The 24,516-nt window shown below is 46.9% G+C and carries 27 protein-coding genes; 16 read left to right on the plus strand and 11 right to left on the minus strand.

Translation table 11 applies throughout. The features are described from left to right. From AC1RRX_RS13740 to nosA, 8 genes are all read left to right on the plus strand, one after another. Window positions 1-1,383: MSCRAMM family protein (locus AC1RRX_RS13740; protein WP_492870926.1), on the plus strand; the 1,383-nt coding region annotated here is incomplete at its 5' end. Window positions 1,384-1,490: 107 nt separating this feature from the next. Continuing rightward, on the plus strand, window positions 1,491-2,144 hold the full coding sequence (locus AC1RRX_RS13745) for a class A sortase (protein WP_144464585.1): 654 nt from the start codon (window positions 1,491-1,493) through the stop codon (window positions 2,142-2,144). Between the two features lie 240 nt (window positions 2,145-2,384). Next, window positions 2,385-3,989, plus strand: a complete 1,605-nt coding sequence (locus AC1RRX_RS13750) for a sensor histidine kinase (protein WP_144464583.1) — start codon at window positions 2,385-2,387, stop codon at window positions 3,987-3,989. Continuing rightward, entirely contained in the window at window positions 3,986-4,666 is a 681-nt protein-coding gene (locus AC1RRX_RS13755; RefSeq protein WP_061581205.1) for a response regulator, read from the plus strand. The genes AC1RRX_RS13750 and AC1RRX_RS13755 overlap by 4 nt, the downstream gene beginning before the upstream one ends. A gap of 12 nt (window positions 4,667-4,678) precedes the next feature. Beyond that, complete coding sequence (locus tag AC1RRX_RS13760) at window positions 4,679-5,641, plus strand: tripartite tricarboxylate transporter substrate binding protein (protein ID WP_061581204.1); 963 nt, start codon at window positions 4,679-4,681, stop codon at window positions 5,639-5,641. A 192-nt stretch (window positions 5,642-5,833) separates the two neighbouring features. Continuing rightward, complete coding sequence (citM, locus tag AC1RRX_RS13765; RefSeq protein WP_007408485.1) at window positions 5,834-7,132, plus strand: Mg(2+)/citrate complex secondary transporter CitM; 1,299 nt, start codon at window positions 5,834-5,836, stop codon at window positions 7,130-7,132. Window positions 7,133-7,183: 51 nt separating this feature from the next. Beyond that, window positions 7,184-7,978: an MBL fold metallo-hydrolase gene (locus AC1RRX_RS13770; RefSeq protein WP_015239382.1), complete on the plus strand. Its 795-nt coding sequence runs from the start codon at window positions 7,184-7,186 to the stop codon at window positions 7,976-7,978. 123 nt (window positions 7,979-8,101) lie between these two features. Next, entirely contained in the window at window positions 8,102-9,193 is a 1,092-nt protein-coding gene (nosA, locus tag AC1RRX_RS13775; RefSeq protein WP_144464581.1) for a nitric oxide synthase, read from the plus strand. On the opposite strand, the gene AC1RRX_RS13780 is transcribed toward nosA, so the two are convergent. Continuing rightward, entirely contained in the window at window positions 9,187-9,459 is a 273-nt protein-coding gene (locus tag AC1RRX_RS13780; protein WP_144464579.1) for an acylphosphatase, read from the minus strand. The two genes, nosA and AC1RRX_RS13780, sit on opposite strands and share 7 nt — an antisense overlap. Before the next feature lie 67 nt (window positions 9,460-9,526). Here AC1RRX_RS13780 and AC1RRX_RS13785 point away from each other — a divergent pair, with 67 nt between their 5' ends. Beyond that, window positions 9,527-10,186 carry an MOSC domain-containing protein gene (locus AC1RRX_RS13785; protein WP_015239385.1) on the plus strand — a complete coding sequence of 220 codons (660 nt, stop codon included), beginning with the start codon at window positions 9,527-9,529 and terminating at the stop codon, window positions 10,184-10,186. A 40-nt stretch (window positions 10,187-10,226) separates the two neighbouring features. Here the strand turns inward: AC1RRX_RS13785 and AC1RRX_RS13790 are convergent, their stop codons facing one another. The 4 genes from AC1RRX_RS13790 to map form a co-directional block, all read right to left on the minus strand. Then, a complete protein-coding gene (locus AC1RRX_RS13790) occupies window positions 10,227-10,361 on the minus strand; it encodes a YflJ family protein (RefSeq protein WP_003155609.1) in 135 nt (44 codons plus the stop codon). Between the two features lie 178 nt (window positions 10,362-10,539). Continuing rightward, a complete protein-coding gene (locus AC1RRX_RS13795; protein ID WP_003155608.1) occupies window positions 10,540-10,695 on the minus strand; it encodes a hypothetical protein in 156 nt (51 codons plus the stop codon). 82 nt (window positions 10,696-10,777) lie between these two features. Then, window positions 10,778-11,089 carry a DUF3243 domain-containing protein gene (locus AC1RRX_RS13800; RefSeq protein ID WP_003155607.1) on the minus strand — a complete coding sequence of 104 codons (312 nt, stop codon included), beginning with the start codon at window positions 11,087-11,089 and terminating at the stop codon, window positions 10,778-10,780. A 56-nt stretch (window positions 11,090-11,145) separates the two neighbouring features. Continuing rightward, entirely contained in the window at window positions 11,146-11,895 is a 750-nt protein-coding gene (gene map / locus AC1RRX_RS13805; RefSeq protein WP_007408490.1) for a type I methionyl aminopeptidase, read from the minus strand. Between the two features lie 164 nt (window positions 11,896-12,059). Here map and nagE point away from each other — a divergent pair, with 164 nt between their 5' ends. After that, on the plus strand, window positions 12,060-13,442 hold the full coding sequence (gene nagE, locus AC1RRX_RS13810; RefSeq protein ID WP_061046503.1) for an N-acetylglucosamine-specific PTS transporter subunit IIBC: 1,383 nt from the start codon (window positions 12,060-12,062) through the stop codon (window positions 13,440-13,442). Between the two features lie 126 nt (window positions 13,443-13,568). Continuing rightward, entirely contained in the window at window positions 13,569-14,012 is a 444-nt protein-coding gene (locus tag AC1RRX_RS13815) for a YfmQ family protein (RefSeq protein ID WP_144464577.1), read from the plus strand. 40 nt (window positions 14,013-14,052) lie between these two features. Here the strand turns inward: AC1RRX_RS13815 and ltaS are convergent, their stop codons facing one another. Continuing rightward, on the minus strand, window positions 14,053-15,990 hold the full coding sequence (gene ltaS, locus AC1RRX_RS13820) for a lipoteichoic acid synthase (protein WP_020955498.1): 1,938 nt from the start codon (window positions 15,988-15,990) through the stop codon (window positions 14,053-14,055). Window positions 15,991-16,236: 246 nt separating this feature from the next. Between ltaS and AC1RRX_RS13825 the strand changes: the two genes are divergently transcribed. Continuing rightward, window positions 16,237-16,614 (plus strand): DnaJ family domain-containing protein, encoded by a 378-nt coding sequence (locus tag AC1RRX_RS13825; protein ID WP_003155597.1) that lies wholly within the window; start codon window positions 16,237-16,239, stop codon window positions 16,612-16,614. Window positions 16,615-16,623: 9 nt separating this feature from the next. On the opposite strand, the gene AC1RRX_RS13830 is transcribed toward AC1RRX_RS13825, so the two are convergent. Genes AC1RRX_RS13830 through AC1RRX_RS13840 form a run of 3 tightly spaced genes read right to left on the minus strand, consistent with a single transcriptional unit; the run spans window position 16,624 to window position 17,588 of the window. Next, window positions 16,624-17,055: an Hsp20/alpha crystallin family protein gene (locus AC1RRX_RS13830; protein WP_003155596.1), complete on the minus strand. Its 432-nt coding sequence runs from the start codon at window positions 17,053-17,055 to the stop codon at window positions 16,624-16,626. A 15-nt stretch (window positions 17,056-17,070) separates the two neighbouring features. Further along, complete coding sequence (locus AC1RRX_RS13835) at window positions 17,071-17,313, minus strand: spore germination protein (protein ID WP_003155595.1); 243 nt, start codon at window positions 17,311-17,313, stop codon at window positions 17,071-17,073. 14 nt (window positions 17,314-17,327) lie between these two features. Then, window positions 17,328-17,588 (minus strand): spore germination protein, encoded by a 261-nt coding sequence (locus AC1RRX_RS13840; RefSeq protein ID WP_007408496.1) that lies wholly within the window; start codon window positions 17,586-17,588, stop codon window positions 17,328-17,330. A gap of 270 nt (window positions 17,589-17,858) precedes the next feature. Here AC1RRX_RS13840 and treP point away from each other — a divergent pair, with 270 nt between their 5' ends. The 4 genes from treP to AC1RRX_RS13860 all read left to right on the plus strand — a co-directional run bounded on the left by treP (window position 17,859) and on the right by AC1RRX_RS13860 (window position 22,571). Next, window positions 17,859-19,274, plus strand: coding sequence for a PTS system trehalose-specific EIIBC component (gene treP / locus AC1RRX_RS13845; RefSeq protein ID WP_032872301.1), 1,416 nt, complete (start codon window positions 17,859-17,861; stop codon window positions 19,272-19,274). Between the two features lie 75 nt (window positions 19,275-19,349). Then, window positions 19,350-21,035, plus strand: a complete 1,686-nt coding sequence (gene treC, locus AC1RRX_RS13850) for an alpha,alpha-phosphotrehalase (protein WP_144464575.1) — start codon at window positions 19,350-19,352, stop codon at window positions 21,033-21,035. A 21-nt stretch (window positions 21,036-21,056) separates the two neighbouring features. Next, entirely contained in the window at window positions 21,057-21,773 is a 717-nt protein-coding gene (gene treR / locus AC1RRX_RS13855) for a trehalose operon repressor (RefSeq protein ID WP_007408499.1), read from the plus strand. Window positions 21,774-21,905: 132 nt separating this feature from the next. Continuing rightward, entirely contained in the window at window positions 21,906-22,571 is a 666-nt protein-coding gene (locus AC1RRX_RS13860) for an NAD(P)H-dependent oxidoreductase (protein WP_003155588.1), read from the plus strand. A gap of 35 nt (window positions 22,572-22,606) precedes the next feature. Here AC1RRX_RS13860 and AC1RRX_RS13865 read toward each other — a convergent pair whose 3' ends face one another. Further along, window positions 22,607-23,368 carry a YibE/F family protein gene (locus AC1RRX_RS13865; protein ID WP_007408500.1) on the minus strand — a complete coding sequence of 254 codons (762 nt, stop codon included), beginning with the start codon at window positions 23,366-23,368 and terminating at the stop codon, window positions 22,607-22,609. Next, window positions 23,365-24,504 carry a YibE/F family protein gene (locus AC1RRX_RS13870; RefSeq protein WP_144464573.1) on the minus strand — a complete coding sequence of 380 codons (1,140 nt, stop codon included), beginning with the start codon at window positions 24,502-24,504 and terminating at the stop codon, window positions 23,365-23,367. The genes AC1RRX_RS13865 and AC1RRX_RS13870 overlap by 4 nt, the downstream gene beginning before the upstream one ends. Window positions 24,505-24,516: the final 12 nt, after the last annotated feature.

Raw genomic sequence — 24,516 nt, forward strand, 5'->3', positions numbered from 1 at the left:
GCAGTCAACTATAAAGGCTCTGTCCGGCTGACGAAGGAAGATGCGGAAGGCAAGAAGCTTGAAGGTGCAGTCTTCAAAATCGTCGACCGTGATGGAAAAACGGTTAAAGAAGATCTGGTTTCAGATAAGGACGGAAAAGTAGAAACATCCGGTCTTACACCGGGTCATTACGCCTTCATTGAAACGAAAGCACCCGACGGTTATGTGTTAAATACGGAGAAAAAAGAGTTTACCATCTCAGAAACAGCGGAAGGAAAGCCGGAGTCAACTGACGCAGGAACGGCAGTCAACTATAAAGGCTCTGTCCAGCTGATCAAGAAGGATCAAGACGGAAACGTTTTAGACGGTGCAGAATTTAAAATCATTGACAGTGATGGAAAAACCGTAAGAGACGATCTGATGACAAAAGAAGGCGGCAAAATTGACGCCGGCGGTTTGGCGCCCGGAAACTATCAATTTGTTGAAACAAAAGCGCCGGATGGTTATCTGCTGTCAACAACCCCTGTGCCGTTTACGATTAAGGCTGAGAACAGCGGAAAACCGAATCAGGCTGCCCTGACTGCAGTTAACATCAAGAACAGCGTTGTTCTCACAAAATTGGATCAAGGTGACAAACGGAAAGTCCTGCAAGGTGCGAAGTTTAATCTGACAGATGCAAACGGCAAAGTACTGACAGAGGGTCTGACGACAGATGAGCACGGACAAATTATTGTACGGGGACTGAAAGCGGGCGAATATCAATTTATCGAAACAAAAGCGCCTGAACTTTACAGTTTGGATCAAACGCCAATATCATTCAAGATCACAAATACCGACATAAAACCAGTCGAAATCAGTGCGGAGAATACACTGACGCCTGGTGATGTCACACTGACAAAAGTGGATCATGACGATAAAAATAAGGTGCTGGAAGGTGCTGAATTCAAGATCACGGATTCTGCCGGACATCCGGTAAACACTGGCGGCAGCAAAGAACGGCCGGCGGTAAGGAAGACGGATCAAAAGGGCCGGTTTACGGTGAAAGGATTAGCGCCCGGGCAGTATCGATTTATCGAAACAAAAGCGCCTGACGGCTATCAGCTGAACGAAAAACCAATTGAATTCACAATTGAAAAAGGACAGTTAAAAGCCGTTGAGGTCGTCGTTTCTAATAAGAAATTAAAAAATCCCGCACCTGGGAAAGACACACCGAATCATCAAACGAATCAAGGCGGGCATCATCCTGATACCAATGGTAAAACCAATCACTCGGATACAGGCAAAAACCTGCCGAAAACCGGTGATACGGACGGTATGATGCCGGTCACGGCCGGTATTCTGCTGCTATTAGCCGGCGGAGCCGCGGCTGTTGTATCAAGAAAGAAGAAAGCAAGGAATAGATAGACGTTATCGCACCTGATCATGTAAGAATCGATCAGGTGCTTTTTTAAAAAGAGAATCATTTCTCACCAAATACTCACCGCATGACGTACAAGAAAGGAATTTTCTTCATGGTTAAAAAAATGATCATTGCCGTTCTTATTTTGTCCGGGCTGCTTCTCATTTCCTCACCTCTCATGAAAGGCTGTTTGATCGCGTACCTCAGTAAAAGCCAAATTGAATCGGAATTAACCGCAGAACAAGCGCGGAAAAATAACATGAAAAAAGCGGACTATGATTTTGAATCCATTCATCCGCCCGGTTTCAGGGAAACAGTTCAGTCAAGTTTTAATCGCAAACCAAAACCGATAATCGGACGGATAACCATCAGCAGCATCGATTTAGACCTTCCGATTTTAAAAGGCACAACCAATGAAAACCTGCTGATCGGCGCGGCAACTATGCGTCCGGATCAGAAAATGGGCGAGGGAAACTACCCGTTGGCAGGCCACCATCTGAAGCAGGAGAACCTATTGTTCGGCCCTCTTTTACACATAAAAAAAGGCGCGCAAATCGTGATGACCGACTTTAGAAAAGACTATATTTATTCTGTAACATCAAAAACCATGATTTCAGAAATAGAAGCAAACGCAATTCAGGAGACAAAAGATAAAGAGATTACATTAATCACATGCGACAAGGCGATAAGAACCGAAGGACGCCTGGCCGTCAAAGGAAAATTGATTGATATTTCCGGTCATTCAAATGTATCTCGGCCATCATAGAGAAACACTTTTTCAACTGAATATACGTCCGCTGTTAAACATCCCGAGACTGGCTTCTGTCAGTCTTTTTTTGCGCAGCGATTATAAAAAGTTATCCTTCTTATCTCTCTTGAGGGAAATTATACCAGACTGCACTTTTTGAAAGAAATGACAAGAGAAAAAGATCACGAAAATTCTCAAAAATGAGAAATAAAGATTTAAAAAATGGTATGATTTTAGGAGGAAAGGACGGCTGGTGCTGTGTTGGAAGTGAAGCGGTTTTATGTCTCTCTGCAAATGAAAATCGCCGGATTAATTGCGGCTTTATTAATACTTGTCATCGGAACGCTCACAGTTATATTTGCCTTTCAGCAATTAAAGGAAGGCCAGAAGCAGGCTGAACAGCTGGCGGTGCAAACGGCAAAAACCATTTCATATATGCCTCCCGTAAAAGAGGCGTTCCGGCTTGCGGATCAAGAGGCTTTTACAAAGTTAGACGTCATTGAACAAATGAAAGAACAGGCAGGCGCGCACGCCGTCTACATCACTGATCAAAAAGGGCATGTTGCATTTCATTCGGCCCGAAGCAGTATTCCGAAAGAAAATCAAAATTTGCAAAATAAAACCGTCATGTTCGGCGGGTCACCGGTTTCCGACGGAATGAAGGCTGTCCGGGGGAGCGCCCCGGTTATTTTGGAGGAAAAAAATCATAACGAAGTCGTCGGAACGGTGACAGTCGAGTTTTTACAAGATGAGATAGAAAAAGATATGAAAGCGCATCTGCGGCATTTAGGCTATTTTGCATGTTTGGTGTTTCTTATCGGCATCGGGGGAGCGGCGGCGCTCGCAAAAAGCATTCGTAAAGATACACTCGGCCTTGAACCGCATGAAATTGCAGCACTGTACAGGGAGCGCAATGCGATGCTCCTTGCGATGAAAGAAGGGATTATCGCCGTAAACAAAGAAGGCGCGGTAACCATGATGAATTTATCTGCGGCTGATATGCTGAATCTGCCGGAACCGATGATCGGAAGGCATATAAAAGAAATCATGCCGGGCGCAAATCTCATGCCGGTGTTGGCAGGGGGAGAATTACCGCCGAACGTGGAGGTGCGTGCCGGAGATAAAGTATTTATCTTAAACGTGAAAGAAATGAAGCAGACCGGACAAGTATACGGAGCGGTGATCAGCTTCCGGGAGAAAACAGAGCTCAAGAAACTGATTAACAAGCTGACTGAAATGAAAAAATACTCAGAGGATCTTCGGGCGCAAACGCATGAATTCTCGAATAAGCTTTACGCGATCCTCGGTCTGTTAGAGCTGGGAGAATATAATGAAGCCATTGAACTGATAAAAGAAGAGTACGCCATCCAGAATGAACAGCATGAAATCCTCTTTCAAAACATTCATTCACAGCGGGTTCAGGCCATACTATTAGGAAAAATGGGAAAGGCGTCTGAGAAGAAAGTGAAGCTTTCAATAGATGAAAACAGCTTTTTAGAATCGCTGCCGGAGCATGTGGGTTCATCCCAGCTCATTACGATCATCGGAAATCTTATTGATAACGCTTTCGAAGCCGTCGCCGAAAAAGAGAAAAAAGAGGTCGCCTTTTTTATGACCGATATCGGCAGGGATATCGTCATCGAAGTGGCGGACTCAGGAGACGGCGTGCCTCAGGAAAAAACAAAAACCATATTTGAAAAGGGCTACTCTTCAAAGGGGACGAGGAGAGGATACGGCTTAGCCAATCTGAAAGAAGCCGTCAGTGAATTGCAGGGATCGATAGAGATTTCGCAGCAAAAGAGCGGCGGTGCCGTATTTACGGTGTTTATACCGAAAGAAACGCCAAAGGGGGAATCGGTGTGATTAACATCGCGATTGCAGAGGACGACTTTCGAATAGCGCAAATTCACGAAAAATTTATCGAACCTCTTGATGGATTCAATGTCATCGGCAAAGCAATCAATGCCAAAGACACCATATCGCTGCTTGAGAAACGGCAGCCTGATCTGCTGCTTTTGGATATTTATATGCCGGATGAGCTGGGAACAGATCTGCTTCCCCTTATCCGCGGCCGTTTTCCTTCTGTTGATATCATCATTATTACGGCTTCTGCCGAAACAAGACTGCTGCAGGAAGCGCTCAGATCAGGCGTTTCCCACTATGTCATAAAGCCGGTGTCGGCACATAAATTTACAGAAGTGCTTTTGCAGTACCGTGAAAAAAGAGAATGGCTGCGCTCACAGCCGGAGCTGAGCCAGTCCGTTATCGACATGTTTTTCGGAAGCGGTCAGAAAGAACAAAAACAGCTCAATGATCTGCCGACCGGGATTAATTCGATTACACTTCAAAAAATCAAAAACGCGCTCAGGGCAGCCCAAAAAGGGATGACGGCCGAAGAACTGGGCGAAAAAATGGGCGCCTCCAGAACAACGGCGCGGCGCTACGCCGAGTTTCTCGTTTCTCAGGAAGAAGCGCTCGCTGAATTAGAGTACGGCATTATCGGCAGGCCGGAACGGAAATATTATTTAGCACATGAATAAGGGATGGGAGAAATGAAGCGGTTGGGAGTGCTTCTTGTCATGCTGGCGGCGCTGGTTTCTTTTGACGGACGGCAGATGACGGGCATCCGTTCAGCCGAAGGGCCGGTTGAAATTGTCGTCCCGGCAGCGCCTCAAGGGGGCTGGGACGTAACGGCAAAAGCTTTGCAATCGGTAATAGAGCGGAAGCAAATATTAGGCCGGCCCGTAAAGATCGTCTATAAACCCGGCGGAGGCGGAGACAGCGGCTGGAAATATGTAAACGAACGAAAAACGGATGTCATCAGTATGAATTCAAGCCTGCTGTTAAGCAATGAAATTTTGGGACAAAGCCGGCTGAAGGCAGCTGATTTTACGCCTTTGGCCATTATCGCAAAAGAGTGGCAGACCGTCGCTCTTCCGAAGGATTCAAAGATAAAAAGCGGAAAGCGGCTGCTCGGCGATATTAAAGCACATCCGGGCGGCATAAAAATCGGATTTGCGCCCGGCCTCGGAAATGATGACCAGCTCTCCTTTGCGAGAGCGGCGGAAATGGCCGGAATTTCTCCGTTTGATATCCGCTTTTTTCAATACGGGAGCAGCAATGAAGTCATTGAAGCTCTTATCAGCCACGAGATAGACGCCGCCTCAATGACCATTTCAGAAGCGAGAGACGCCTATCGGAAAGGGAAAATCACATTGGCGGCCGTTACGTCGGACAAAAGGCTCTCCGGCTTCAGCGATGTGCCGACATGGAAAGAGCAGGGGGTGCCGTTTGTCTTTGCGCACTGGAGAGGCATCATGGGGCCGAAAGACATGACCGAAGGCGAGATCGCCTATTGGGATCAGGCTTTGAAACAGATTACCTCATCCGCGGAGTGGAAGCAAATGTTGAAAAAACGGGATTGGGAGAGCTTTTATAAAAACAGCAGCGGCGCAAAACGCTTTTTAGAAGAGCAGACCGAGTTTTATAAAGAGATGATGAGCAGCGAAAAATAAGCCTTCCGCATATTTGCGGGAGGCTTTTTATTTATAAATGAACAAAATGAACGAAAAGGTTATAAAAAATTAAAAATCTTTAAAATCCAAAATATTTACTTCAATATCCAATTCTCATAAGATAGCAAAAAGGCGGATAAAGGGGATCGGGCCTTTAAAATGTAAGCGTATTCATGATAAGGGGGACATACTGTGTTAGCAATCTTAGGCTTTCTTATGATGCTTGTTTTTATGGTACTGATTATGACAAAACGGCTTTCAGTGTTAACGGCGCTCGTATTAACGCCGATCGTGTTTGCGCTGTTTGCCGGGTTTTCTTTTAACCGGGTCGGCGAGATGATGATTTCCGGGATTGAACAGGTGGCGCCGATTGCAGTCATGATTATGTTTGCGATTCTTTATTTCGGCATTATGATTGATACCGGTTTATTTGATCCGATGGTGTCGCGTATTTTAAAGCTGGTTAAAGGCGACCCGCTCAAAATTGTAGTCGGAACAGCCGTTTTGACCATGCTTGTCGCACTGGACGGAGACGGCTCAACGACGTATATGATTACGACAAGCGCAATGCTGCCTTTGTATATCATGCTCGGAATCCGTCCGATTATTTTAGCGGGAATCGCCGGTGTCGGCATGGGCATCATGAACACGATACCATGGGGCGGCGCGACGCCGCGTGCGGCGAGTGCGCTCGGCGTTGACCCGGCAGAGCTGACGGGGCCGATGCTGCCTGTCATTGCCAGCGGAATGGTGTGTATGATTGTGGTCGCTTATGTACTCGGAAGGATGGAAAGGAAACGGCTCGGGGTGATCGAATTAAAGCAGCCGTCCCATACAAATGAAACGGCTGCGGCTGCGGAAGATGAATGGAGGCGGCCGAAACTGTGGTGGTTCAATTTACTGTTAACGCTTTCTTTAGTGGGATTTTTAGTGTCAGGAAAAGTGAATTTAACCGTGCTGTTCATCATTGCGTTTTGTATCGCGCTGATTGTCAACTATCCGAAGCTTAACGATCAAAGGGAGCGTATTTCAGCCCATTCGAGCAATGTGCTTGCGATCGGTTCGATGATTTTTGCCGCAGGCGTGTTTACCGGAATTTTAACGGGGACGAAGATGGTTGATGAAATGGCCATTTCCCTCGTATCGCTTATTCCGGAACAGATGGGAGGTTTTATTCCGGCGATTGTTGCCTTAACGAGCGGTATCTTTACGTTTCTGATGCCTAATGACGCCTATTTTTACGGCGTGCTGCCCATTTTATCCGAGACCGCCGTGGCGTACGGTGTAGATAAGGTGGAAATCGCCCGCGCTTCGATTATCGGCCAGCCGATTCATATGTTAAGCCCGCTCGTGCCGTCGACGCATTTATTAGTCGGGCTTGCCGGGGTCACCATTGATGAACACCAGAAATTTGCGATGAAATGGGCGGTTCTTGCCGTTATCGTCATGACGGCCTTTGCGCTCATCATCGGCGCAATCACGATTTTTTAACATAAAACACCCGGTTCGTCGCACACTAAAGGCATCAGAGGAGGTGCCATGATGAGTGATCCGTTTATGCCGCTTTTTTCAGTGAGAAGCGGCGCCGGTTTTAAAGCGGCGGACGGCGTTTACGGACTGACCGTGCAGATTGCGAATGTTTACTTTATCGAAAATCCCTCAGCTCCGCGGGAAATCATTCTGGTTGACGCGGGAATGCCTCAATCGGCGGAGATGATAACAGAAGAAATGAAACGCCGATTCAAAGAGGGGTATCAGCTGAAGGCGGTCATTTTGACACACGGCCATTTTGATCATGTCGGTGCGATTGAAGAGCTGCTTGAGCTTTGGGATGTGCCGGTTTACATTCATGAAAAGGAGCTCCCGTACGTCACGGGGAAAGCGGATTATCCGCCTGCCAGGCCCGATGCGAAAAAAGGGCTTGTCGCAAAGCTGTCACCGCTGTTTCCGCGCCATACGATCCGCATTCCGTCCGTTCAGGCACTGCCTTCAGACGGTACCGTTCCGTTTCTTGAAGAATGGAGATGGGTGCATACGCCCGGCCACACACCCGGCCATATTTCATTATTCCGGGATAAAGACCGCGTTCTGCTTGCCGGTGATGCCGTGATCACTGTTGAACAGGAATCGCTTGCGGACGTTGTCATTCAAAAGCAAGAGCTTCACGGGCCGCCCGCTTATTTTACAGCGGATACGCAGACGGCGGCCGCATCCGTTCAGAAACTGGCCGAACTGGAGCCGGAAGCGCTTTTGACGGGTCACGGAATTCCGATGACGGGAAAAAACTACCGTGAGGATTTGCTTACACTGGCTGAAAAACTGCATTCCGTTTTGTAAAACACCTGCGAACATCACAGGTGTTTTTTCTTTGCAGTTTCCAGTATGATACAAAAAAACCATTGTGTTCACTCCTAAAAACGATACAATGGGAAACAGATGTAAATTGAAGGAGAGAGTTTTTTGAAACATACGGAAATACTTTGGGATGAGGCGAAGGATTTTATTGATGTCTGCTATCAGGAACTCGGAATGGAATCGCAAATCAACGCTCGTCTACACGCGATAAAAGATGAGATAGATCGGACGGGAAGTTACGTCCATACGGCGGAAGAGCTTGAACACGGGGCGAAAATGGCGTGGCGCAACAGCAACCGCTGTATCGGGCGTCTGTTCTGGCAATCGCTGAACGTCATTGACCGGCGCGGTGTGAACACGAAAGAAGAGGTGCGCGACGCATTATTTGAACATATCGAAATCGCCACGAACGGCGGAAAAATTAAACCGACGATTACGATTTTCCCCCCTGAGAAGAATGGGGAGAAACAAGTGGAAATCTGGAATCACCAGCTCATCCGCTATGCGGGATATAAGACTGAAAAAGGAAGAGTCGGTGATCCGGCATCATATGAGCTGACGGCTGTCTGCGAAAAACTCGGCTGGCGCGGGAAGCGGACCGATTTTGATATTCTGCCGCTGCTTTTCCGGATGAAAGGGGACGGGCAGCCGGTCTGGTATGACCTGCCTCAGACGCTCGTGAAAGAAGTGCCGATCACCCATCCGGATATTGAAGAGTTTGCCGATTTAAATCTCAGATGGTACGGGGTTCCGATTATCGCCGATATGAGGCTTGAAATCGGCGGGCTGTCGTACAACGCGGCGCCTTTTAACGGATGGTATATGGGAACCGAAATCGGCGCAAGGAACCTTGCTGACGAAAAACGGTATGATATGCTCAAAAAAGCCGCTGCGGTCATGGGGATTTCCGCCAGCCTGAATACCGACCTGTGGAAAGATCAGGTGCTGGTGGAACTGAATAAGGCAGTGCTCTATTCATACAAAAAACACGGTGTCAGCATTGTCGATCACCATACGGCGGCGAATCAATTTAAACGCTTTGAAGAACAGGAACAAGACGCGGGCAGAAAGCTGACGGGCGACTGGACCTGGCTGATTCCGCCGATCTCGCCGGCTTCCACCCACATTTTCCATAAATCATATGACAATACGATTGTGAAGCCGAATTATTATTATCAGGACAAGCCTTATCAGTAACTGATGGTAAAAGTGCGGTACCCTTTCAGACGGTGTGATTCTTCGATGGTTACGCCTGTGACATTTGAGAAGGGGCTGCCTTTTCTGACTGCTTCGGCAAATTGTTTTAACGACTCTTCAGGACCTTCGGCAAGGATTTCCACCCGGCTGTCATCACGGTTTTTTACCCAGCCGGCTACCTTATGTCTGTCGGCTTCCATCTGGACGAAGTAGCGAAAACCTACGCCCTGAACCCGGCCGTCTGCAATCATATGATATTGAAGCATGGAAAAACCACCTTTTTCTTACTATGATAAAGGAAAGATATGAGATTTCGCAAAGGATGTGAACGAGGTGACGCAAGACTATTCTGTCTTATCTATCAATCTCGGAAAGCCCGCAATTCATGAATTTGCCGGCAGACAAATCAATTCCGGCATCATAAAGCGGCCCGCAGATTCTCCCGTCATGCTGTATAAAACCCATTTTGACGGGGACGGGCAAGCCGACTTGAAGCATCACGGAGGCCCCGATAAAGCGGTGTGCGTGTATCCCGCCGAGCATTATTCATATTGGGAAACAACGCTCGCGAGAAAACTTCCCGCCGCCGCGTTCGGGGAGAATGTAACGGTCAAAGGACTTGCCGAACAAGACGTGTGGATCGGAGACGTCTTTCAGCTGGGGGAAGCCGTCGTTCAAGTAAGCCAGCCGCGCCAGCCCTGCGTCAAACTCGCGCTCAAATATGGCATCAAAGATATGGTGCTCCGTGTACAGCAGACGGGATTTACCGGCTTTTATTTCAGGGTGCTTGAAGAAGGATATGTCGATCCGCGTCCCGTCCTCAAGCGTCTGTCGAGAGGAAAAGAAAGCATTTCCGTCTGGTATGCGAATGAAGTGAAATATCGTGATTCCGGCAATCTGTCAGCGATTGAAGAAATACTGCGGGAAGAAGCGCTGTCAGAAAGCTGGAGGGAGTCCTTCCTTAAAAAAAGAGACAGGCTCACTAATGTATAGAAAAAAAGCCGTGCTGCACTGACAGCACGGCTGATTTACGTTATGCTTGTTTTTTTGTTTCCAGCAGATTGGCAAGGAAGTACTTTTTGAAGCTTTGAAGCTTTCTTCCTTCATAGTGGGTAATTCCTTTTTTCTTTAACTCTTCTACATACCAGCCTTTACTGCCATAATGCATGTCAGAAAACTCCTTTCTCCGTTCTCCCGCTGGGGAGGTTTCTTCAGTTTTTGCCAAACTTTTGGCATTGTAACATCTATAAAAAGACGCTGAAAAGGGATAACGCAAAAACTGAGACTTTCGATTCAGAGATGTAAAGCTTTCTTACATATATATGTAAAGGGCGGTCTTTTCATGCTTAATGGCCGGTTAATTTTAACAGCACCGTTCCGAGTGTCATGATTCCGAAAACGACGCCGAAATAAATCAGCATCCCCTTCTTTTTCTTCACTCCGTAAACGGTGAGAATGATGCTTTCAATAAAGAAAATAAACCCGAAGATAATAAACCACATGTTGAAAAATGGCTCCTTTCACAGACATATGTCCAGTGTAGCACAACTCTTATAACGGAGCATAAAAAAGCCGGGCACTGTATCAGTGTCCGGCAAGTTTGACGAGAAGCTGGGCCAAATGCTGTTTTTCATTGTCATCCGCAATGTCCCACAGTTCTTGTAAGAGTTTTTCTTCCGCATTGCGGGGCTCCTCGTGTTTGGCGAGATAGTCCCCGAGGATGGCGGCGCTTTTGATGATTTTGCTGTCATCCAGACCCAGTTTTTTTCCGGCGGAAATTTTCTGATGAAGGTACGCCTTAAATTCCTCGAAATCCTCTAAAATCTGCTGTTTCGTTACGCCGTGCATGGCGTGTATTTCGTTTTCGATTTTGATTTTTTCTTTATCTTTTTTCATGCGTCTCCCTCCTTCGGGTTAGTTGTTGTATACCTGTTTGGAAGGGAGATGAAACATTACAATGCAGTTAAAATAATCGGTTTGTCTTTTGTGATCACGATGGTATGTTCCACTTGGGCGACAAGGCTTTTATCCGGCGTTTTAAACGTCCAGCCGTCTCCCGCTTCAACAATCGTTTCCGCTTTCGTGGAAATAAACGGCTCAAGCGCGATCACGGTTCCGTTTTTAAACAGCGCGTTATCAAACGGATCGTAGTAATTCATGATGTGGTTCGGCGCTTCATGGAGGTTTCTGCCGATTCCGTGGCCCGTCAGCGTTTTAATGACGGTAAATCCGTTGGAGCGGGCTTCATGGTAGACGGCTCTGCCGATCTGGTTTTGGCGTTTGCCGGCTTTTGCCTGATCCAATCCTTTCTGAAATGCCGATGCTGCGCAGTTACAAAGCTTTTGCAGACGTTCATCGCCTTCTCCGAGCACAAATGAAATTCCCGTATCGGAATAAAAACCGCCGAACTCCGCCGAAATATCGATATTTACAAGATCTCCGGCTTTTAAGATTTTAGAGGCGCTCGGAATGCCGTGAGCGACTTCGTCATTTACGCTGATGCATGTCACGCCCGGGAAATCGTATTCCTTCTCCGGAGCGGAAGCGGCTCCGTGCTCGTCAAGCACCGCCTTTCCGATCAGGTCAAGATCTTTCGTGCTCATGCCGGGCTCGGCTTTTTTCTTCATTTCTTCACGCGCCAGCGCGACGATTCTGCCGATTTTTTTAAGGCCTTCTAATTCTTGATCGTTCGTTACAATCATTGTCATTCCCGCTTTCTATTTTTAATCATCTGATTCAAGCTTACCACAACTGGTTTATAAATAGAAAACCAACAAGCCTTATGTGAATAAATGAAGGAAAATTGGTATAGATCACTAGATAACTTATGTGGTATATTTAAGAAAAAAGAAGGGGGATGGGTAAAATGCTTCAATTTTTGCAAAAACTCGGAAAATCATTTATGCTTCCGATTGCCGTTCTGCCCGCCGTTGGTATTATTTTGGCCATCGGCAGAGAGGACTTATTAAATATTCCGTTCATTTACGCGGCGGGGACCGCGGTATTTGATCATCTGCCGCTGATTTTCGCGATCGGAATCGCGATCGGGATTTCGAAAGACAGCAACGGGGCAGCCGCTCTGTCGGGAGCAATTTCTTATATCATGCTGGACGCGGCTGTAAAATCAATCAATTCGACAAATAATATGGCCGTGTTCGGAGGGATTATCGCGGGGTTAATTGCGGGATACACGTATAACCGCTTTAAGGATACGAAGCTGCCCGAATACCTCGGGTTTTTCAGCGGACGCAGGCTCGTTCCGATTGTAACGGCGCTGATTACCATTATTTTGGCGGGGATCTTCGGATTTGTGTGGCCGCCGATTCAGTCGGTGATTACGTCCTTTGGGGAATGGATGATCGGGCTTGGCGGGATCGGCGCGGGGATTTACGGAATTTTTAACCGGCTTTTGATTCCATTCGGTCTTCATCATGTGCTGAATAATATTTTTTGGTTCCAGTTTGGCGATTTTCACGGAAAAACGGGAGATCTGGCCCGCTTCTTTGCGAAGGATCCGACGGCGGGAACTTATATGACGGGATTCTTCCCGATTATGATGTTCGGGCTTCCGGCCGCATGTCTGGCAATGATTGCCGCGGCTAAGCCAAGTAAGCGCAAAGCGACGGCCGGAATGATGATCGGTCTCGCGCTGACGGCATTTATTACCGGAATTACAGAGCCGATTGAATTTGCATTTATGTTTTTATCACCGCTTTTGTACGGGGTTCATGCTATATTAACCGGGTTCTCTTTATTTTTCGTGAATGTTCTCGGAATCAGGTCAGGTTTTTCATTCTCGGCGGGGGCGATCGATTATCTCCTCAGCTACGGCATTGCCGAAAAACCGCTTTTGCTGCTCGTTGTCGGGCTTTGTTATGCGGTGATCTATTTTGTCGTCTTCTATATGCTCATCAAAACGTTAAACTTGAAAACGCCGGGACGGGAAGATGATGAGGAAGAGGAAGAAGTGCTTAGTGAAGATACGGCCGGTTCCGTCGAAGAACATGCCATGCTCAAGGGGCTCGGCGGCAGGCAAAACCTTGAAACGATTGATCACTGTGCGACCCGCCTCAGGCTGACCGTGCAGGATACGTCTCTCATTAATGAAGCGGCGCTTAAAAAAGCGGGAGCAAAAGGGGTTATCAAAACGGGGAATAAAACGGCGCAGGTCATTATCGGGCCGAACGTCGAATTTGTCGCGGAAGAGCTGAGAGAAGCCGTCCGCCGTGACGACCAGAAGCAGACTTGAAAAATCCGGATCACCTAGGTGATCCGGATTTTTTTTGAACATATATCAAGTTTCACATAATGTACAAAAAACAACGTTTTCTTCTATGTTAAGATTCATGTAGAACAAGTATGGAGATGATGTAAGGTGACATGGATTGCAGTTGTTTCAATTGTTGTCATAAGCCTGATTAAGATTGTGCTGACATGCCTTCCTACCGGAGCGGTGGAATGGATCCTCCGCAAGTTTGAAACCCATTCAAAGCTCAGTGACGCGTCCGCTGCCGTTTCCCTCGGCGGAAAACGTCTGGAAGGCGAAGACAAACGCCGGGTGATTGATGATTTTAACGAAGCCGTGTTTATCGAACGGCATTATATATACCCAGGGGATGAAGAGCGTTATCTTCATCCGCAAAACGGAGCCGATCCGCTTGTCATTAAGACGAGAAAAGGAAAAAAAGATATGACGGTGTTTGTATACAGCTACGAAGATCATGTAGATGTCGTCAAACAGCAGAAAAAGAAAGTCGTCGCTTATTCAGTTCTTTCCGGCAGCCTGCAAAAGCGCTCTCTGGCCGCCGCCGGGAGCTGAACATAAAAAAGCCAGATCATTGATATGATCTGGCTTTTGTTTATTCTTTTTGATCATCTGCTGAGGAATCTTCACGCTTCGTATAATCGAATTGTGAAGGGTCCACTTTCTTAAAGCCTTTCGGCTGATAGAAACGAAGCAGATCGCCGTTGATGATCTTATCAGACATTTCAAGCTCAGTCTTGACGAGAGAGTCTTCTTTTTTGTCGACTTCTGAATCATCTAAGAGTCTTCCGGTTTTCGTATCGTAATACTTGCCGGACACTTTCGTATAGTTCGGTGAGATGAAGTCTCCGTTACGGAACGGAATGACTTCTCTGTGCTCTTTCGATAAGATATCTGAACCTGACATGAGATAATCTTTCGTATCGACGCCGAGCAGATGAAGAACGGTCGGCGCGACATCGACTTCACCGGCAAATTTATGATTACGGCCGCCTTTCACGCCGGGAGCGTGGATAAAGAGCGGCACCCGCTGAAGCTGGGCATTGTCGTATTCAGTGATCTCATCTTTGCCGAGCACTTTCGCCATCGCTTTATTATGGTTTTCGGAGATGCCGTAGTGGTCTCCGTACATCACGATAATCGACTTATCGTACAGGCCGTCTTTTTTCAGGTCATGAAAGAACTGTTCAATTGATTCATCCAGATAGTTCGCGGACTGGAAGTAGTTATTGACGACTGAATCGCCAAAGTCTCCCGCCGGGAAGTCCGTGTCTTCTTTATCCATTCCGAACGGGAAGTGATTGGACAGCGTAATGAACTTCGTATAGAACGGCTGCGGCAGGCTCTTTAAGAGCGGCATGGATTCTTTGAAATACGGTTTGTCTTTCATGCCGTAGTTTTTCGTATTTTCTTCGCTCATGTCATAATAAGCGGAATCGAAAAACTTATCGATGCCTTCCGCTTTGTACATTTCGTTACGGTTCCAGAAAGTCTGCGTATTTCCGTGGAAAGCGGCAGACGTGTACTTTTTGCCTTTTAGGATCGCAGGAACGGACTGCAGCGTGTTTTGCGCTTTATTGACGAAAACCGAACCTTGCGAAAGCGGGTACAGAGAGTTCTCCATCATAAATTCCGCATCAGATGTTTTACCTTGTCCCGTTTGGTGGAAAAAGTTATCAAAGTAGAATGTTTGATTATCGTGCGCCAGTTTGTTTAAAAACGGCGTCACTTCCTTGCCGTTAATTTTGTAATCAATGATAAAGGACTGCAGAGACTCTAATGAGACGTAGATGACGTTTTTTCCTTCGGCTTTTCCGAAGTAGACGTTATTCGGCACGTCATAGTTGGCCTTCATATAGTTTTCCACATCCGTTACATCGCTTGAATCGGCAAGCGCGCGCTGGCTGTTTGATTTCACATTCTGCACGGCATCGTAAATCGTAAAGTTGTACGTGCCCAAGTATTTCACCAGATAGTTTCGGTCAAATGAGCGTGTCAAAAGCTCAGGACGGTCGGATTCCGCGACGGCGAGGTTGATCAGGAACATAAGCACGGCGGAAGCCAAAACGATTCTGAATGATTTCTTCGCCGGTTTTTCAGCCGGTTTTTTCATCTTAAGGGCCAAAATAATCAAAATGACGGTATCCAGGAAGTAGAAGGCGTCTGTCCATCTCATTAACGAGAACGCGCTGTCTCCGAGCTGGCCGCCGTTTGTCTTTGCCTGCATCATGACCGGGATGGTAATGAAATCATTAAAGAATCTATAATAGACGATGTTTGCAAAAAGCAAAAAAGACAATAAAAAATGAATCACAATAATGGCTGTCTGCTGTAATTTTTTCTTGAAAAGAAGCCCAAATCCAAGAAAGAACAAGCTGGAGCTCAGCGGATTCACAAAAAGCAATATTTTCTGGATCGTGTTGTCTATGCCGAGGTTAAAGTTTAAAATATAAGCGACATATGTTTTCACCCACAATAACACGACCGCTATCAAGAAGAAGGCAAGTCCTCTTTCTTTTATAAATGTTTTCATTGTTACACTCCTTTTTTCCGATCACGGTTTACACGGAACGATAGAAAAAACGAACGTAATCAATATACCATGAAACCAGCAAATAGAAAAGGTGGAAAAGGCTCATCGGAAAAAGGGCGAAAAACGCTGTCGCAACGGGGGTTGATCTGTTGAATGACAGCTTTAAAACATATAAATGGCACAAACTGGGCTTTGTGTTTCCCTTTAATCATACCCGGTTCTATTGAAAAAAGGAGGTGAACAGTGATGGATATCGCCCATATCGTGGCTGAAGATAAAATCAAGCGCGCCATTAAGGATGGAGAGTTCGCCGGCATCAACGGAATGGGAAAGCCCCTGCCGAAAGACGATGCCGCACATCTTCCGGAGTCGCTCAGAATGGGCTACCGCATATTAAAAAACGCCGGGATCGCCGAGGATGAGGGCGCGCTGAAGAAAGAGCTGATGACGCTCGATTATTTGATCGCCAAGTGCCGCAATGAACAGGAGCGGGATCACTTGCGGAACAAACGGACGGAAAAACAAGTCAGACTCGACAAACTGACGGAGGAGAAAGCCATGTTCTCAAAACCCGCATCTTCTCATTATAAGGAGAAAGTGTACAGACGGCTGGGCCGCCCGTAAGCCGGCTCTTTAGATTTTTTTCTGAAAAGGAATGTGCTCCATAAGGCGCGGGTAGGAAATGTGGAGCAGGCCGTTTACGCACTGCGCCTGTAACAGGTGGGGCTCAGCCGGTTCAGGAAGCTCAATCGTCTCATCGATTTCCCCGTAATACCGGTTTTGGCAGACGCCCATGTTCTTTGGAAAAAGGGGTGTGATGTTTCCTCTTATATGCAGCCGTGTTCTTGACAGCAGCCTCAATGTCAATTCTTCTTCGTAAACGCCGGGCATTTCCACAATGACAAATGTGTGCTGTTCATCCTGATAAATATCATAAGTCAGGGTGTTTTTTTGTAAGGAGAAAAAATCTTCGGGAGATTTCCGTTTCAGGACATTGGTCCAAAAGTCGCTGGGCTTGTGCTCGTTCGTAATCTCAAGCCACTTTCTCATTTTTTCGATATCCACTTCGGCAGAACCTCCCTATATTTGATTTGCGATCGGCATTGACGGGTTGGCGATCTGATCCTGATCGCTCACGTCAGGGTCAAGATGGCCCGAATTCAAACATCCGGCGGCCGGCGAAAAATCCCCTAAAGAAAAGTTCGCGCCGACAAATTTGCTGTTGGCGGTGTGGCTGTTTTGCACGGTCTGACCGATATCGACGTTTCCGTTTTGCGTTGCTCCGTTTACTTTTATATTGACGACGTTAATTTGGTAAGGCATTCATAAAAACCCCTTTAATCTATAATGGGCGGCACCGGCGTAATATTTGCGGTATCTGCGGTTCCGATGGCTGTCTGGTCGTTGACATCAGGATCATTTAACAAGTTCTCCATCATCGATTCTATAGGTGACGTATCGCCGAATGAAGAGTTCAGTCCTTGTGATTTGTTATTTGTGGTGGGACTGTTGTATGCCGCTTCCCCAATCGTAATAGATCCGTTGCCAGAAATACTGTTAATCTTCAAATAGTACAGGTTGATAACAGTGGATGGCATCTCTTCACACCTCTTTAACTTAGTTGTACAGTACTGTATGCTTTTTGTGCTCCTGTTGTGAATTCCGCCCGGACATGTTCCCGATAAAACAAGAAGTCAAGGCCCGGTTCCGGCGGGGCCTTTTTTGTTTCAGGGTCTTTCGCAGTATATTTGTGATGAAAGCGCTATAAAAATAGATTGACGACATGTATATACATCATTACAATAGAGTCATAAACATGTATATACAAGTTTGTAAGACAAAATGAAAACGGTTACGGAGGGGATGGCATGGGTGAGTTTAACCGGGCTGCGCGGCAGATCGCTGAAGCTGTCGGCGGAATCGAAAATATTGAGGCGGCGACTCATTGTGTGACGCGTTTGCGGTTTGCATTAATAGATGAAACCAAAGTAAACCAAAAAATGCTTGATGCAATAGACATTGTCAAAGGATCTTTTGCGGTAAACGGGCAGTTTCAAGTCGTGATCGGGCAGGGGACGGTCAACAAAGTATATGCGGAATTAGTGAAGGAAACGGGGATGGGTGAAGCGTCCAAGGATGACGTGAAGAAGGCGGCGGCGCAAAACATGAATCCTTTACAGCGTGCTGTGAAAACGCTTGCGGACATCTTTATTCCGATCTTGCCGGCGATCGTCACGGCCGGGCTGTTAATGGGTCTGAACAATATATTAACGGCGGAAGGCATTTTCTACAGCGCCAAATCGATTGTCCAAGTGTATCCGCAATGGGCGGATCTCGCCAATATGATTAATCTGATCGCGGGGACGGCCTTCGCTTTTCTGCCGGCTTTAATCGGCTGGTCAGCAGTGAAGCGGTTCGGAGGAAGCCCGCTCTTGGGTATCGTGCTCGGGCTGATGTTGGTGCATCCTGATCTGTTAAACGCATGGGGCTACGGGGCTGCCGAGCAGAGCGGCGATATTCCGGTGTGGAACCTGTTCGGCCTTGAGGTGCAGAAAGTCGGATATCAAGGTCAGGTGCTCCCGATTCTGCTGGCGTCTTATTTACTTGCCAGGCTTGAGCTCTTTTTGACGAAACGGACGCCGGAGGGCATTCAGCTGTTGGTCGTCGCGCCGGTGACGCTTTTGGTCATCGGTTTTCTATCCTTTGTCATCATCGGTCCGATTACCTTTGCGATCGGTAACGCGCTGACGGCGGGATTGATTGCCGTTTTCGGCCAATTCTCCGCCATCGGAGGCCTGCTGTACGGAGGGCTGTATTCGGCGCTTGTAATCACGGGGATGCATCATACGTTTCTCGCGGTCGATCTTCAATTAATCGGATCAAAGCTCGGCGGCACATTTTTATGGCCGATGCTCGCATTGTCAAATATCGCTCAAGGATCGGCGGCTTTGGCCATGATGCTGATTACAAAAGATAAAAAACAGCGGGGGCTTTCACTGACGGCCGGCATTTCCGCATATTTGGGCATTACCGAGCCGGCGATTTTCGGAGTGAATCTGCGTTACAAATTTCCGTTTGTGATCGCCATGATCAGTTCGGGAATCGCGGGGATGTTCATCTCCGTCAAAGGCGTTCTCGCAAGCTCGGTCGGAGTCGGCGGCGTGCCGGGGATCTTCTCCATTATGAGCCGGTACTGGGGTCCGTTTGCGATCGGAATGCTGATCGTGCTGATTCTCCCGTTTGCGGGAACATACGGGTATGCGCGGCTGAAACGGCAAAAATAGAAAACCTGCGGGGCGCCTTCTATCAGGCTGTCCCTTTTCCATTTCAATTCAAAACATTACAGGCGGTGAAGAAAAATGAAAACAGACAGCACACCATGGTGGAAAAAGGCAGCGGTATATCAAATTTATCCGAAGAGCTTTAATGATACGACGGGAAACGGGATCGGTGATCTGAACGGTATTATCGAGAAGCTTGATTATTTGCAGAAGCTTTTGATTGATGTCATTTGGCTTACGCCGATTTACGATTCGCCGCAGAATGACAACGGTTATGACATTCGCGATTACTGCACCATTTATGAAGAATACGGAACGATGGAGGATTTTGAACGCCTTCTCGATGAAGCGCACAAAAGAGGAATCAAGGTCGTCATGGATCTTGTCGTAAACCATACATCAGTCGAGCATCGGTGGTTCAAAGAAGCGGTCTCGTCACCCGACAGTCCGTATCGGGATTTTTACATTTGGAAAGACGGAAAGGAAGACGGCCGGGCGCCGAACAACTGGGATTCAAAATTCGGCGGTTCCGCTTGGGAGCTCGACCCGGCGTCAGGCCAGCACTACCTGCATTTATTTGATGTGTCGCAGGCCGATTTGAACTGGGAAAATGAAGAGATGAGAAAACAGGTTTACGACATGATGCATTTTTGGTTCCGGAAAGGGATCGACGGTTTCCGGCTGGATGTGATCAACCTCATTTCTAAAGACCAATCGTTTCCTGATGCCGAGGATGGGCGTGACGGGCGCCCTTATTATACGGACGGGCCGCGCGTGCACGAATTTCTCCATGAGATGAACCGGGAAGTGTTTTCGAAATATGACAGCATGACGGTCGGTGAAATGTCCTCGACAACGGCTGACCACTGCATCCGGTACACAAACCCTGAGAATAAAGAACTCGATATGACTTTTAACTTTCACCATTTAAAAGTGGATTATCCGAATGGTGAAAAATGGGCGCTCGCTCCGTTTGATTTTCTGAAGCTGAAACGGATTTTAGCGTTTTGGCAGACGGAGATGCAAAAAGGCGGAGGCTGGAACGCATTATTCTGGTGCAACCATGACCAGCCGCGGGCCGTATCCAGATACGGAGACGACGGCGTATACCGGACGAAATCAGCCAAAATGCTGGCGGCGGCCATTCATATGATGCAGGGCACGCCTTACATTTATCAAGGTGAAGAGATCGGCATGGGCAATCCGAAATTCGATGACATCGGCTCATACCGCGATGTCGAATCATTGAATATTTACAAAAAGATGAAGGAAGAAGGCGTGCCCGAAAAAGACATTATCGCCATTTTAAAAGAGAAATCAAGAGACAATGCAAGAACCCCCATTCAGTGGAACAGCGGGCCGCACGGCGGTTTCACGACGGGCACGCCTTGGATTCCGGCGGCGGATGATTATCGGGACGTTAACGCGGAAGCGGCTTTGCGGGACCCGGATTCAATTTTCTACCATTATCAGAAGCTCATCATGCTCAGAAAGGAATATGACATCGTGACTGAAGGAACGTTTGAGCTGCTTGCTGAAGACGATCCGGCGGTTCTGGCGTACGTCAGACACGGCAAGGATGAAAAACTGCTGTGCATCAACAACTTCTACGGGAAAGAAGCGGACTTTACGGTTCCGTTTAAAGACACGGACGGCTGGCGGTTTACGGTGCTGCTGACGAATGATGAACCGAGGGAAGGGCGGCCGGAACGATTGACGCTCCGTCCGTATGAATCGATCGTTTATCATCTGACAAAAGCGTGATACACTAATCTGGGTGGTCAAATGAAAGTGAATAAATACATCACAATCTATAAAGATATGGTGCGGCAGATCGAAAGCGGCCAGCGGCAGGCTGAAGACGTTCTTCCGTCTGAAAATGATTTGTGCGATCAATACGGCACATCACGAGAAACCGTCCGCAAAGCGCTCAATATGCTGGCGCAAAACGGCTACATCCAGAAAATCAAAGGCAAAGGCTCCGTCATATTAGACAGAGAAAAAATGCGTTTTCCCGTCTCAGGCCTGATCAGCTTCAAAGAGCTTTCGGAAACGCTCGGAAAAGAGACGAGAACGACGGTTCACCGTCTCGGGCTGATCCTGCCTCCCTCAGAAGCCGCAAAAGAGCTTGGTACAGAAGCGGATGAAAAGGTGTGGGAAGTCGTCAGATCAAGACGGATTGACGGAGAACATATTATTTTGGACAAGGATTACTTTGTGAAAAAACATGTGCCTCTATTGACGAAGGCGATTTGTGAAGATTCGATCTATGAGTATCTCGAAGGAGAACTTGGCCTCTCCATCAGCTACGCGCAAAAGGAAATTGTCGTGGAGCCGGCGGGGGAGGAGGACCGGAAGTATTTGGATCTAGGCGGATTCAGCCATATGGCGGTCGTGAAAAACCGCGTCTTTTTGGAGGATACCAGCCTCTTTCAGTACACGGAAAGCCGGCACAGGCTCGATAAATTCCGTTTCGTCGACTTTGCGAGAAGAGAAAAATAAAAACGGACTGCCGCGGCAGCCCGTTTTTTTGTCAGTATCAAAATGAATACTATCCAACAAAAATGTGCGTACTGGTACTTTCAAAAATAATGGCTACAATAGTACATAACGATTGAAAAGGAGAGATCATGAATGTCAGATAAAAAACAGCAGATCATCGAAGCGTATCAATTCAGACACGCCACAAAGGAATTTGATCCTGAGAAAAAAATTTCAGAAAGCGATTTTGAATTCATTTTAGAAACGGGAAGATTATCCCCAAGCTCACTCGGTTTGGAGCCTTGGAAATTTGTCGTCGTTCAAAATCCGGAGCTTCGTGAAAAACTCCGCGAGTTCACATGGGGCGCGCAAAAGCAGCTGCCGACCGCAAGCCATTTCGTACTTCTGCTTGCCCGGACGGCAAAGGATATCCGTTTTGACGCCGACTATGTCAAAAACCACTTGCGGGAAGTCAAAAAAATGCCGGAAGATATGTATGAAGGCTATATCAGCAAAACGGAAGACTTTCAGAAAAATGATTTCAATCTGCTTGAATCAGATCGCGCGCTGTTTGACTGGGCATCCAAACAGACATACATCGCTCTCGGCAATATGATGACAGCCGCTGCGCAGATCGGAATCGACTCCTGCCCTGTAGAAGGCTTCAACTACAAAGAAATTCACCGGATTCTTGAAGAAGAAGGGCTTCTGGAAAACGGAAGTTTCGACATCTCTGTTATGGCCGCATTCGGCTACCGTGTCAGAGAACCGCGCCCGAAAACAAGATCTGCCTCAAAAGACGTTGTAAAGTGGGTATAAGATAAAAAAGGCTGCCGGGCGTGTCTCGGCAGCTTTTAACGTTTATTTGGTTTTGCTAAAAAACAGGCGGTAATCCAGGACGTAACGGGAATGATGATGCCGATCCCGATTCCGGCACAAAGAATGGTGACGGCTTCCGCACTGAATACTTTTGAGTTCACTATTTTTTCAGCTGAGTATGATAAGTCTTTAAACCAGATAATTAAAGCCAAATAGCTGCCGAAAAAAGCAAAGAATAACGTATTCGTATTCGTTCCTAAAATATCTCTCCCGATGCTTAAACCGAATGTGTACAGATCTTTTCTGCTCATGGACGGATTATGACTGTAAATTTCCCGCATGGGTGAAGTAATGGAAATCGCGACATCGGTAATCGCCCCTATCGTGCCCATGATGATCATGGCTGCGGTAACCTTCACAAAATCCACCCCGACAAACAGTGTGAATATGCCGATATCACCCAATTCTTCTTCACCGAATCCCTGAATCGAAGTATGTTTTGTTACAGACATAATAAAAAACAGCAGCAGTACAATCGTCAGCATTGCAGAAATAAAGGCGGTTACGGTTTTGACGTTTCCTCCATTAATATAAAAAAGAGTAATGCTGCAAATCACGGCGGAAGAGAGCAATGTTAAAACAATCGGATTGATATGCGGGTCTGTCATGAAAATGATGGTGAGAAAGAGAACACCGAAATTTAAGAATAACGCAATAAAAGACCTCGCTCCTTTTTTTCCGCCGATGATGACCATCAATAGAAATAAAATCGCCGCGAGAATTACGATGACATTCATGAGCTTGCCTTCTTTCGTTTAATAAAAAAGATAGAAGCATACAGACTGGCGGGTATGGCTAATACGATTCCGATCCCTCCGGCCAATGCTCTGGCTATTTCCAAGGAAATGTTCATAGAAAGAGTGAATCCTATCGGGGAATCATTTTTCAAATACAACAGCATCATCGGAATAGAGCCGCTTATATAAGCAAAAAACAGAATGTTGGTCATCGCCCCCATGATGTCTTTTCCGATCTCCATCCCGGAACGTCTGAGAGCTTGTAATGAGATACCCTTGTTTTCTTCATATAATCCGAAGACAGATGACGTCATGGTAATGGCTACATCCATGACCGCTCCCAGTGATCCGATAAATACCCCGGCCATGAACACCGTGTGATAAGGGCGGGTTAAATACTGCATTTCTTCATATCTGAGACCTTTCTCTCCGGTTGCCAGCATCACCAGATACGTAATCAGCAGGGAAACGAAAGTGCCTGCGAGCGTCGCGGCAATGGCAGCGTATGTTTTCGCGTGAAAACCGCTGACAAGCAGCAATGAGATGACAGTAAAGATGAGAATACAGACACCGCAGATGAAAATTAACCCTATATTAGGATGCTTCCTGTACAAATCTAATGCAAACGACAGTAAAACGGCGTTAAATATCAGGCTGACGATCGAAAAGAAGCCTTGTTTTTTGCCGACGATAAGCAAGGTGAAGATGAAAACCCAAGCGATCAGCAAAAGCTGCTTATCCCGTTTTTTATCTATAATGCTTCCCGATATATCCTTGTTTGATGGTTTCCCTTTATCAATAGAAACGAATACTTCATCGCCAATCGAATATTTCTGATCATTCGCTCCGGATGATGAATACTGATTGGACAAATGAATGAGCTGTCCTTTCTGACTGCCGTTTTCAAGTCTGGCTGTGATCGTCTGATTGAAAATCTTATCTTTGTTTTTATGCATGTCCTGTACGTCAGACTGATGTTCCAATGTTGTTTTCGTCACTTTGGCAATCGGCCGCTCATAAAAAGAAGCGTTGTGAGTGACGAAAATGAGCGAGCTGATAAAACAGAGCGCTGTTATCACGTAAAACAGCTTTTTCTTGTAAGACATGCGGTTTCGTTTGTGTCCTGTTATCTTCAAAAAAAGTCCTCC

This window comes from Bacillus sp. GW821-FHT11D08, assembly GCF_058808515.1.